This is a genomic window from Bradyrhizobium pachyrhizi, from assembly GCF_001189245.1.
GTDB classification, from domain to species: domain Bacteria; phylum Pseudomonadota; class Alphaproteobacteria; order Rhizobiales; family Xanthobacteraceae; genus Bradyrhizobium; species Bradyrhizobium pachyrhizi.
On record NZ_LFIQ01000117.1, the window covers coordinates 314,708 to 325,685 of the forward strand.

The 10,978-nt window shown below is 65.7% G+C and carries 11 protein-coding genes and 1 pseudogene; 5 read left to right on the plus strand and 7 right to left on the minus strand.

All coding sequences use genetic code 11. The annotated features are described in order from the left end of the window. Window positions 1-267: 267 nt before the first annotated feature. Window positions 268-1,128 carry a LysR family transcriptional regulator gene (locus tag AKL29_RS33275; RefSeq protein ID WP_050387089.1) on the plus strand — a complete coding sequence of 287 codons (861 nt, stop codon included), beginning with the start codon at window positions 268-270 and terminating at the stop codon, window positions 1,126-1,128. 258 nt (window positions 1,129-1,386) lie between these two features. Here the strand turns inward: AKL29_RS33275 and AKL29_RS33280 are convergent, their stop codons facing one another. Together AKL29_RS33280 and AKL29_RS33285 are read right to left on the minus strand one after the other, a co-directional pair. Further along, the gene (locus tag AKL29_RS33280; RefSeq protein WP_050387090.1) at window positions 1,387-2,154 is read right to left on the minus strand and encodes a hypothetical protein; all 768 of its coding nucleotides are present in this window, start codon (window positions 2,152-2,154) and stop codon (window positions 1,387-1,389) included. A gap of 16 nt (window positions 2,155-2,170) precedes the next feature. Further along, complete coding sequence (locus AKL29_RS33285) at window positions 2,171-2,365, minus strand: hypothetical protein (protein WP_028331632.1); 195 nt, start codon at window positions 2,363-2,365, stop codon at window positions 2,171-2,173. Between the two features lie 295 nt (window positions 2,366-2,660). Between AKL29_RS33285 and AKL29_RS33290 the strand changes: the two genes are divergently transcribed. Beyond that, the gene (locus AKL29_RS33290) at window positions 2,661-3,593 is read left to right on the plus strand and encodes a DUF2336 domain-containing protein (protein WP_152977857.1); all 933 of its coding nucleotides are present in this window, start codon (window positions 2,661-2,663) and stop codon (window positions 3,591-3,593) included. Here AKL29_RS33290 and AKL29_RS33295 read toward each other — a convergent pair. Next, the gene (locus AKL29_RS33295) at window positions 3,590-3,934 is read right to left on the minus strand and encodes a DUF1491 family protein (RefSeq protein WP_050387092.1); all 345 of its coding nucleotides are present in this window, start codon (window positions 3,932-3,934) and stop codon (window positions 3,590-3,592) included. The two genes, AKL29_RS33290 and AKL29_RS33295, sit on opposite strands and share 4 nt — an antisense overlap. 225 nt (window positions 3,935-4,159) lie before the next feature. Between AKL29_RS33295 and AKL29_RS33300 the strand changes: the two genes are divergently transcribed. Beyond that, complete coding sequence (locus AKL29_RS33300; protein WP_050387093.1) at window positions 4,160-5,803, plus strand: ankyrin repeat domain-containing protein; 1,644 nt, start codon at window positions 4,160-4,162, stop codon at window positions 5,801-5,803. Window positions 5,804-5,917: 114 nt separating this feature from the next. Here the strand turns inward: AKL29_RS33300 and AKL29_RS33305 are convergent, their stop codons facing one another. Both AKL29_RS33305 and AKL29_RS33310 read right to left on the minus strand, forming a co-directional pair. Further along, a complete protein-coding gene (locus tag AKL29_RS33305; RefSeq protein ID WP_244482559.1) occupies window positions 5,918-6,679 on the minus strand; it encodes a peptidoglycan-binding domain-containing protein in 762 nt (253 codons plus the stop codon). After that, a complete protein-coding gene (locus tag AKL29_RS33310; protein ID WP_050387095.1) occupies window positions 6,672-8,483 on the minus strand; it encodes a PAS domain-containing sensor histidine kinase in 1,812 nt (603 codons plus the stop codon). Before AKL29_RS33310 ends, AKL29_RS33305 begins: the two co-directional genes overlap by 8 nt. A 433-nt stretch (window positions 8,484-8,916) precedes the next feature. Between AKL29_RS33310 and AKL29_RS33315 the strand changes: the two genes are divergently transcribed. Continuing rightward, window positions 8,917-9,297: a DUF5330 domain-containing protein gene (locus AKL29_RS33315; RefSeq protein ID WP_050387096.1), complete on the plus strand. Its 381-nt coding sequence runs from the start codon at window positions 8,917-8,919 to the stop codon at window positions 9,295-9,297. A 143-nt stretch (window positions 9,298-9,440) separates the two neighbouring features. Then, window positions 9,441-9,872 carry a SufE family protein gene (locus AKL29_RS33320; protein WP_050387097.1) on the plus strand — a complete coding sequence of 144 codons (432 nt, stop codon included), beginning with the start codon at window positions 9,441-9,443 and terminating at the stop codon, window positions 9,870-9,872. A 4-nt stretch (window positions 9,873-9,876) separates the two neighbouring features. Here AKL29_RS33320 and AKL29_RS33325 read toward each other — a convergent pair whose 3' ends face one another. Both AKL29_RS33325 and AKL29_RS45950 read right to left on the minus strand, forming a co-directional pair. Further along, window positions 9,877-10,290 (minus strand): Ros/MucR family transcriptional regulator, encoded by a 414-nt coding sequence (locus AKL29_RS33325; protein WP_018270656.1) that lies wholly within the window; start codon window positions 10,288-10,290, stop codon window positions 9,877-9,879. 176 nt (window positions 10,291-10,466) lie between these two features. Beyond that, a pseudogene (locus tag AKL29_RS45950) lies at window positions 10,467-10,978 on the minus strand (DUF308 domain-containing protein); the annotation flags it as partial.

Consider the following 10,978-nt stretch of genomic DNA (forward strand, 5'->3'; position numbering starts at 1 on the left):
GGGTCGCCGATGTCGTCGAGCCCGATTCCGGTGTCGACCAGCGCGAGGCCATCATTGCTCTCGACCAGCAGGCAATGACAGACCATCCGCGCCCGCTGGAAGATGCTGCCGCTGCCGTTCACGAGCCGCTTTCCGATCGGGCACATCGTGCCGGTGTTGAGATGGTGGATGCGCATGACAGGTCCTCCGCTGTAACAGGCGCAGACTTGCCACTCGCGTTTCCATAGGTAAAATATTGTCTTTCTATCCATGTGATAGGATACACCTATGGATATCCGCGAACTCCGCTACTTCGCCGCGGTCTACCGCGAGCGCAATCTGACCGCCGCAGCAAAGCGCTGCTTCATCTCGCAGCCGTCGATCTCGGCGGCGATCACCAATCTCGAGGCCGAACTCGGCACCACGCTGTTCATCCGGCACAAGAAGGGCATGGCCCCGACCGCCTCAGCCGCGCAGTTTCACGGCATCGCCCGCAGGATCATCGACGAGGCGGACGCGGCGCGAAATCTCTTCCGCAAGCCGGCGACGCGGCAGGCGCTGACGCTCGGCCTGTTGCGGACGCTCGATCAGGCCCGGACCATCGCACTGCTGAAGCCGCTGACCGCTAACACCGATCTTGCGCTCCGGCTGGTCGGCGCCAGCGAGAAGGCCGACGCGCGGATCGTCGCCAAGACCATGGTCGGCGCCGGCGAGCACTTCATCCCGCTGTGGAGCGAGCGCTATGTCGCGGCACTGCCGCCCTCGCATCCCCTGACGCTGAAGGAGACGCTACGGACCACCGACTTCGCAGGCGTTCCGATGATCGATCGCTGCCATTGCGAGCAGCAGGAATTCTTCAAGCGAGCCTCTCCGCCGCGCAAGCCGGTGGCGATCGCGGAATCCGAGGAATGGGCGATGGCGCTGGTCGCAGCCGGGGTCGGCGTCGCGATCGTCCCCGAGGGCGTGGCACGCGGCAATCCTGATGTCGCGATGCGCGCGATCGATATCGACGTGACGCGCCAGGTCGGCCTCGCCTACCCCTCGGCCCACCCGCCTTCCGATGCGCTGAAGGAATTCATTGCGAGCCTGCCGCGGCAAGCCAACAGTCGCCGGGCCAAATCGACAGCGAAGAAGGCGAAGCGCGCCTAGCGTCCCGAATCCGAAGTTCGCATCATTTGCCGCACCTTCGGAGCGAACTTCGGATTCGATAAGGACACTAAAGCGCGATGAGATTAGGTTGAATCGTCGTCGCGCTTTAGCTCCTTGTTTGAGCATGATCTTTTCGGAAAACCGCTTCGCACTTTTCCGGATCATGCTTTAGCAAACTTATGATTCTAGTGTGCTTTATGAATGCGAAGTTCGTGAAAATGGCTGCCGCGAAATCGCACGAACTTCGCATTCAGCACACTAGCCCTTCGTCACCACGGCCTGGCCCGTCACCGGCGCGGAGATAAAGGGCGCATTGGCCGTGAGCCGGGCGAGTTCGTTGATCTGGCGTTCGGCATCGGCAGCCATGCCGTCGGGTGCCTGGATCACCAGCCGCTCCAGCGCCCAGCGATAGGACGAGATCCGCCGCTCCAGCGCCTGCTGGACCCATTGCACGATCAGCGTGTTCTCTTCCATCCGCGCCACCGCGTCAGCGCGCTCGCGCGGCGACACGTCGGCGATCATGTGGAGGCTGGCATTGCGCTTGCGATCGAGCTCGATCACCTGGATCGCGGTGGCGAAGAACGGCTCGAAGCGGGTGATGTCGTCGCGCACCTCGTCGATCAGCAGCGAATAGCGCGAGGCGAACGAGCGATGCGGCTCGTCGATCAGATTGCGGCCATAGGCGGTGCGATCGAACACGACCCTCTGCCGCCACGGCGAAGGCAGCGGCTGGTAGTCGCCGAATACGCTTTTCCACGCCGGACGCGACAGCGGCGGCTCGATGAACTGATAGGCGAGGTCGCGCAGCTGACGTTCGTGTTCGGTGAGCTGGAATTGCGAGGCGTTCTTGCCGATGCTGCCGGTCGCCTCGGCACCGATCCAGCGATGCATGTCGTCATTGCGGAAATCGGCGCGGGTGCGGCCGAAATCGCCGCCGCTGCAGCCGGCGAGCGCCGAGCCCGCCAGCAGCAGGATCAGCGCCGGGAGTGACCGCCGCGCGACGGTCCGCTGCACAAGCTCCGGCATTGCCCGATGTCCGCGATCAGGAGCGGCGTCGGCGACGGCGGCCCTGCGCAGTGCCCTGCTCCGGTCCGCGACCACCGCCGGTCTCCTCCGTCGTTCGCTCGATCCGGACGACGGGAAGGATCAGTACGGTCCCCGTGCCTTCGCCGGCAGCACCGGCCATGCTCGGCCGCCGTGCAGCCGCATCCGCCGGAAACTCAACGATGGTGCCCATGTTCCGTTCTCTCTGGCCCCGCACGGACATGATTTGCCCCGCGCACGCCGAGTTAAGAACGCGCATGGTTAATGACATCTTAAGCCGCCGGTACGGACGGTTACGGATATGGCGCTGTGCCTTAATAGACACGCGCAAATTCGAGCATTCACCTTCACGGCTTGTTTTCCTTAACTGCCTCTTAAAACAGCCTGCGTAGGCTCGCTGCCACAAGGTTTTCAAACCGAAGTTCACTGGCAAGTCGCGTACGCCCGAGATGAGCGCAGCTCCGCTATTTCCTGGTTTCGATGGGCTGATGACGCTCTCCCGTCGCGAGGGCGTCGACATCCGCCCGACGCTGCTGCGCGTCCTGACCGACCTCTATGTGCAGGCGAGCGCCCACTCCGCCGATGAAGAGCGCCAGTTCGTCGAGCTGACGACGCGCCTGATCGACGAAGTCGACGACGCGACGCGTGCCGCCGTCCGCGCGCGGCTTGCGATCTATCCGGCCACGCCCGCCCGGATCATGGACAAGCTCGGGCTGCGCCGCGTCGGTCCCGACCAGCCGATGCCGGCGGCCGCGGCAATTCCCGCGCCGGCACCGTCCGCGCTGCCGGCCAAGATCCCGACCGAAGCCGAGCTGCGGATGGCCGCGAGCCTTGCCATGCGGCCGAACGATGCCGCCGAAATCTCCGACATGTTCTTTGCCGCGAGCACGAAGGAGCGCACGCAGATCCTGCACAATCTGCAGGAGACGCCGCTGAAGGCCGCGGCGCGAATTCCGGCGGCGCGCGCCGCGCGCGCGATCCATATCCTGGAGATGGCGGCGTTTGCCGAGGACCCCGATAACTTCACGCTCGAACTCGGCGAGGCGCTGATCCTGCCGTCGCGGATCGCCGCGGACGTCGTCAACGATCCCGGCGGCGAGCCGCTCGCCTGCGCGATGCGGGCGCTCGACGTGTCGAGCGCCGCGTTCCAGCGGATCCTGATGTTCCTCAATCCGGAAGCCGGCTCCTCGGTCAATTACGTCTATCGGCTGTCGCGGCTCTACGATCGCCTGAGCGAGCGCTCGGCGCTGGTGATGCTGGCGGCGTGGCGCGGCTCGACCATGGCGGTGGCCCGCGCCAAGTATCGCTCGTCGCTCTATGACGATGAGCGCCATCGCGTGCGCGCGGCATCCTCGCAGACGCGCCCCGCGCTGCAGCCTGGCAGCGCGTCCGCCATTCGCAACCAGAAGTCCGGAAGTTAGCCCTTCGCGAGATCAAGAAAGTGCCGGCCGGCACGGTCCTCGGTCTCGACGATCCAGGCGTCGGGATCGAAGCGGAGCTCCTTGGTCAAGCGCTCCTCGACAGACGGCTCGGATACCGGCTGTGGTGCGATCGGCACGAAGAGCCGCTCGACCGGGCGGCTGTCGTCATAGACCGTCTGCGGCGCGGGTGCATACAGCATCGCGTTGCCGTCCATCAGCGCCACCTTGACGAATACGGCACCGGCTTCCTCGGCGCCCTTCTTGCGGACTGCGCCGAACACGCCCTCGGTCTGGCAGCGGCGCAGATACGCCGCGACCCAAATGCTGGTTTTCAATCGCATGCGCCGACCTATAGGCCAGCGGCGCGATCACGTCCAATTGTCACAGATGTCGTCACGCCGCGGCGGGTTGACCGAACCAATCGTCACCCATATCCTTGCATCCGCGGTGCAAGCCGCGCCCGGGTCCACGGGAAGGGTTGAACCCACTTGCATCAATTGAGCGGCCAACCAAGCCTTTGTGCAGCCGGTTTTGTGGACCATCGGCGATGATGCACGGAGGTTTCCATGGACCGATCGCCCGCGCGATTGAATCTCGAACATTTGAAGAAGCAGGCCAAGGAGCTCATTCGCCTTTATCGGCGGCAGGCGCCAGAGGCGTACGCGCGTTTCCGGCACGCGCTTCCGCCTGCGGCCGGGCGCAGCGACGCTCAAATCGCCGCGCTTGATCTGCGGCTGCACGATGCGCAGTCCTGCGTGGCGCGCGATCTCGGCTTCGCCTCCTGGCCGGACCTGCGGCGCTATGTCGACGCACAATTGCCGCCCGGTAAAAGCAAGGCCGATCGCGTGCGGCGATGGCTGCAGCTGGTCTATGCCGCGGACGTCGCCGGCACCACCGACCGCGCCAACCCGCGCGTTGCGGCGCGGATGCTCACCGAGGATCCCGGCCTTGTCGCCGACGATCCCTATCTCGCCTGCGCCATCGGCGACGCAGAAATCGTTCGGCGTACGGCAATGAGTGATCCGACATGGGTCAACCGTCCCGGCGGTCCCCTCAAACTGCCGCCGCTGGTCGCCGTGACGCATTCCAGCCTGTTGCAGCTTCCGGAATTTCAGGCGCAGCTGCATCGCTGCGCACGCCTGCTGCTGCAGGCCGACGCCGATCCCGACCAGCACATCAGCAGCCGCTGGCCGCCCGGAACGCTCGACGGGCCCGATGACAGCAATCCGCTGTCGGCATTGTATGGCGCCGCCGGCCGCAACCACGATCTCGAGCTGACAAGACTGTTGCTCGAGGCGGGCGCCAATCCGAACGACAATGAATCGCTCTACCACTCGCTCGAAGGCTGGGTGACGACAGGGCTGCTGCTCGAGCATGGCGCGCGGATCGCCGGCACCAACGCCATGTACAAGGTGCTCGATGACGAGAACGTGGCGGCGCTCGAACTGCTGCTGCGGCACGGCGGCGATCCGAACGAACCCGCCCGCAACGTGCCGCTGACCGATTGCGGCTCGCCGCTGATGTGGGCGATCCGCCGCCGGCGGTCGCGGAAATGCATCGCGACCTTGCTCGACGCCGGCGCAGACCCGCACATCGCGACACCAGGCGGGCTCAGCGCTTACAGATACGCACTGCAATTCGGATTGACCGAGGTCGCCGAGCTGCTGCGCGAGCGGACCGGCGATGAGACGCTTGCCGATGATGAGCGGTTCGTCGCGGCATGCAGCAGCGGGGACGAGAGCGAGGCGCGGCGAATCCAGGTCAGTCGGCCCGATCTTCCAGATTCACTTTCGCCGCAGCAATTGCGCTTGCTTCCGGAGCTCGCCGCGGCAGGCGGCGATGATGCGGTGCGGCTGATGGTCGAGCTCGGCTGGCCGATCACGGTGCGCGGCGGCGATTGGGATGCGTCGGCGCTCAATCATGCGGTGTTCCGCGGCAATGCCTCGCTGACCCGCTTCCTGCTCGAGCACGGCGCAGAATGGACCGAGCAGCACGGCTTCGGCGACAACGCGTCCGGAAGCCTGTCGTGGGCCTCCTGCAACGAGCCGGTCAGTGGCGGCGACTGGATGGGCTGCGCGCAGGCCCTGCTCGATCACGGCATGCCGCGCGCTATTCCGGATCGCGACGATCCGGAATGGGTGCTGGTGGCCGGCCGCAGGAAGCTGTTCTCCGACGAGGTCAGGGACGTTCTGCTGGGCAACGCGTCCTAACCCGTCAGGGCCGAGCTTGTCCCGGCCATCTTGGCTTCGACAAGCCTCGAAGACGTGGATGCCCGGGACAAGCCCGGGCATGACGACTACGCATTCAATGCCTTCGCAGAGAGGCTACTCGATCGAATGGCCGATCATCGTGCTGAGCTCGCGCACCAGGCGATCGGACATCTGTCCGGTCACCGGCAGCTTGCGGGCGCGCTCGAACTTCGCGATCGCGTGCTGGGTGTCGGCGCCGATCGTGCCGGTCGGCTTGAGCTGGCCGTAGCCATACTCGGTCAGCGTACGCTGGACCGCGGCGATGCGTTTTCCGGCCGGGCTCAAATGCGCGGTCGGGATCGGTGCCGGCGGACGAACGACGCTGGACGGTGCGGCGGCCGGGGACGGTGCTGCGGCCGACGGCGCGGCGGTCGATTTCAGCACCAGATTGGCCATCGGATCGACAGGCTTGGCCTCGGCCTTGGGTTCTGCCGGCTTGGCTTCGACGGACCTGGTCTCGGCCGGCTTGGTCTCCACCGGCTTCACGTCGACGGGCTTGCTCGGATCCATGGCGGCGGGCTCGGCCGATCGGGCTGCGGCCTCGGCCGGACGCGGGCGCGGCATCGGGCTGGTGGCGGCAACCGGGGCCGGCGGCGGCAGCGTCACCACCGAACCGCCGAACATCGGCGACGGATGACGGCCGGCCTGCAGGAACAGCGCATTGATCAGGATCGCAACGATGGCAGACGTCGCCAGCACGCCGGCAACCAGATCCTTCGGACTGTGCAGCATCAGGCGCAGGACGAGGCCACGTTCCTCCTCGGCCGCGATGGCCACTGCCTTGGCGCCGCGGCGACGGCGCGGCGTTTCATCGTCATCCAAAGTCTGTCTAGGCACTCTTCTTCACCTGATGGGTTTGCTCTTGTAGTCCGGAACGCAGCGCGGGCTTCAGGGTCGAGACATTGCTGGACGGCTCGAGGGCGGCGGGCGGGGTGAACGCCAGCGGCAGCGCGACCGACACCGTGGTGCCCTCGCCCACCTTGCTCTCCACATTCATTTCGCCGTGGTGCAGGCCGACCAGCCCCTTCACGATGGACAGACCAAGGCCGGTGCCCTCGTGGCGGCGCTGATAGGTCTTGCCGGCCTGGAAGAACGGATCGCCGATCCGCTTGAGATCATCGGCGGCGATACCGACGCCGGTGTCCGAGACGCGCAGCACCAGCCGCGATCCCTCGACGCCGGCCGACACGGTGACCTTGCCGCCGCGCTCGGTGAACTTGATGGCGTTGGAGACCAGATTGAGCACGATCTGCTTGAACGCACGCGGATCGCCGTTCACGATCGGCAGATCGTCCGGCACGCGGGTGACGAGGTCGACGCCGCTCTCGCGCGCCTTCAACGCCACCAGATTGCAGCAATTGAGCAGCGCCGGCCGCGGCGCAAACGGCTCCGGCGAAATCTCGAAATTGCCGGACTCCATCTTCGACATGTCGAGGATGCCGTTGACGACCGACAACAGATGCTGGCCGGAATCGTTGATCAGCTGCGCGTATTCCTTGCGGCGGGCCACGTCGAGGCCGAGCACGTCTTCCTGCGCGATCATCTCGGAGAAGCCGATGATGGCGTTGAGCGGGGTGCGCAGTTCGTGGCTCATGGTGGCCAGGAAGCGCGTCTTCGACGCATCGGCCTGCTCGGCCACGTTGCGCGCCTGTTCGAGCGCGTGCTCCTGCACCTTGCGATCGGTCACGTCGCGGATCACGGCGACGACCTCGGCATCGGCGGCGGCCTGATCGAGCGGACGGCAGCGCATCTCGGCCCAGATGAATTCGGCGACGACATCGCCCCGCGCACCGTCACGGCGCACGCGGAACTCGACGCTGCGCGAGTCACCGCGCGCGGCGTCCGACAGCGCCGTGAGATAGGCCGGGCGATCGGCGACATGAACGCGATCGAACAGGCCGTGGCCAAGCAGCCGCGATGCCGGCACGCCGAGCATGTTCTCGGCCGCGGGCGAAATGAAGCGCACGGCGCCGTTGCGGCTGTGCCGCGACAGCACGTCGCTCATGTTATGCGCGAGCAGGCGGTAGCGCTCCTCCTCGACATAAAGCAGCGCCACGCTGGTGCGCGCCAGCGACTCCGCGCCGAAGGCGAGCCCGGCCGCGTAGAAGATCGCCGACACGACGCCGAAACCGACCAGCGTGCTGTTCGAGGCAACCGCGGGATCGACGACCGGCAGCACATGATAATGGCCGAGCGCGCTCAGCAGCGCCGCGCAGATCATCGCCAGCGCGAACGCAAACGCCACCACGCGCCGCGAGGCCGACAGCGCCGCCTCGATCGGAACGACGACGAGCCACACGGCGGCGAACGAGGCGATGCCGCCGGTCGTCGCCGCGATCATCATCACGAGACCGGCGAGCGCCAGCGACGACAGCACGTGCGCGCCTTCATAGCGGCCGGTGCGCGACAGGAACCACGACAGCAGGATCGGCGCGATCAGCCAGGCGAATGCCGCGACCTCGATCGCCGTCGGCGCACCGCGCATCGCAAGAAAGGCAGGGAACGAGGCAAGCGCCGCCAGGCTGCCGAGCAGCCGCGGCGCCATGAAGGCACGATGGCGCGCACGCGTCAGCGCATCATATTGCGCCGACGGATGCAGCAGCGCATCCAGGCAATCGCGGATCAGACTCAAACTACTCACAGCACTCGCGCTTCGGCTCAATCGTCAACACAGACGCGCCGGAACGCCTCCTTCGTGATTGCAGGTCAACGTGTCAGAGCGAACTTAAGCGAACGCTAAGGCTGGGCGGCCTGCCGCCAAACACCGTGCATTGGAGTGGGTTTGACCCGCTATTCACCGGCCATTTGTCGGGGATGGTGAACGGCTGGTTTCCGGATGCGACATTCTATGGTTTCGAAATGGTGGACGCGGCGGATTCTGCGCATCCGGCGCGCGTCGGCCGCCATCAATCGAAAATTTACGGCGAATCAATTCAGGCGAATTTTCCGCGATTTTCCGGCGAATTTACTTCAATGCAGATACTTCCGATTTATCGACCGATGCTAACCCTCAAGGCCAATAGCGGCACCGACCGCGCAAGAAGCAAGACAAGACAGACGACCGGGATCGCGCCATGTTCTTCCTGCTGCGTTTGGCATTCTGGCTCGGGCTTGTGCTCGTGCTGCTGCCGAGAGACAAAACACCCGAGGCGGACAAGACGCCGCAGATCAGCGCATCGGACGCGGTGTCGGCCGCGACCGCGACGATCAACGACATGGGTCAGTTCTGCAAGCGCCAGCCGTCCGCCTGCGAGGTCGGCGGCCAGGCTGCGACCGCGATCGGCCAGCGCGCGACCGACGGGGCGCGCAAGCTCTACCAGATCATCACCGACAAGAAGCCGCCGGACCACACCGGCTCGATCGGCAAGGACGATACCGATTCAACCACCGCGTTCCGCGACACGCTGACCGCGGAGGATCAGTCGATCGAATTCCGCCTGCCGCCGACGCCGTGAGCGGAAACCAAGCGCGGTCGAGCGAGGCAGGCACCGGTTCGTGTGAAGAAAACGCGTCAAAACAGCCGGGAACCGGTTCCATTTTCATCGCTTTCGCGGCCCGCCTTCCTATATAAGCCGTCAAGGACAGGACGCGGGCCACGATGACGACGATCGACGAAATCAGGGACAATTTTTCGCTGCTGGACGAGTGGGACGACCGTTACCGCTATGTCATCGAGCTCGGCCGCACGCTCGAACCGTTGTCGGAGGCGGAGCACTCGGCCGAGAACAAGGTGCAGGGCTGCGTCAGCCAGGTCTGGCTGTCGAAGCGGATCGAGCGCGATGCCAACGGCGAACCGCGCCTGATCTACATCGGCGATAGCGACGCCCACATCGTGCGCGGCCTGGTCGCGATCGTGCTGACGCTGTTTTCCGGGCAAACGCCCAAGGAAATCCTCGGTACCGACGCGCTCGCGCTGTTCGACGAATTCGGCTTCCGCGACCATCTGACACCGCAGCGCTCCAACGGCCTGCGCTCGATGGTCGATCGCATCCGCAACGATGCGCGCGAGGCGCTGGCGTCCGCCGCGTAGATCTCTACTTCCGCTTCCGCGCCTGCTGACCGAGGCCCATCTTCTTGGCGAGCTGCGAGCGCGCCACCGCATAGTTCGGCGCCACCATCGGATAGTCGGCCGGCAGGCCCCATTTGTCGCGATACTGCTCCGGGGTCATGTTGTACTGGGTGCGCAGATGGCGCTTCAGCGACTTGAAGCGCTTGCCGTCCTCGAGGCACACCAGATATTCGGGAGTGATCGACTTCTTCATCGACACCGCGGGCTTGGCCGGCTCGCTCGGCGTGTCGCTGCGTCCGCTCGACACCCGCAGCAAGGCGGAGTGGACCTGGCTGATCAGGTTCGGAATGTCCGAGGCCGGCGTCGGATTGTTGCTGAGATAGGCCGAAACGATGTTGGCGGTCAGCTCGACCGGCGTTTTGCCTGACGTATCGGACATGGCTCAATCTTCCCCGTGCTATCGACAGCCCGGTGCCCACCGGACAGTATCCATGCGCAGCAATACATTAATGGAATCGCGTACTACTTTGCGAATATGCACGAATTGCAGCAAATCTGACAACAACGGCCGCGTTTCCGGCTTCGGGCCGGCCGGTCGCAAGTATTGGCGCGGATCTAAGGCCGCTGCTCCAGATGCGACCTGAGCTCGTCGATCGAGGCAAATCGCATCATGCCCTCGGGCATCTGCGCCTCGATCGATCCGTCCGAATAGAGCGAATAGGCCATGCCGTCGACGACGCCGGATTTGAGCACGGTCACCGGCGGCTGCTCCTGGGGCGGCGGCGGATGGCCCGATGACGGCGAGGCGGCGCCGGCCGACTGGGCCTCGCCGAAGGTCGATGGCGTCCGGGGGCCGCGCCGCGGGGCGACGTCGACCGACCGCGGCCGGTCGGCCTTCGGCCAGGCATCGTCGAAGGTTGCCGGCGCCGGTTCGCCCGAACCGCCCGGATTCGGGCGTAGTTCCGGCGACAACAGATCCGGCGTGAGCGGCTCGGCGGCACGCCCCTGGTTCCGCTCACGCTCCTTGCGCGAGGAGGAGAACAGCAGATTGCGCCGCTTGGGCGGCGCAGCACTATCTGCGGGCGCGGCGGCCGGTGCAGGCGGCGGCACCTCGCCTGATGCGCCGC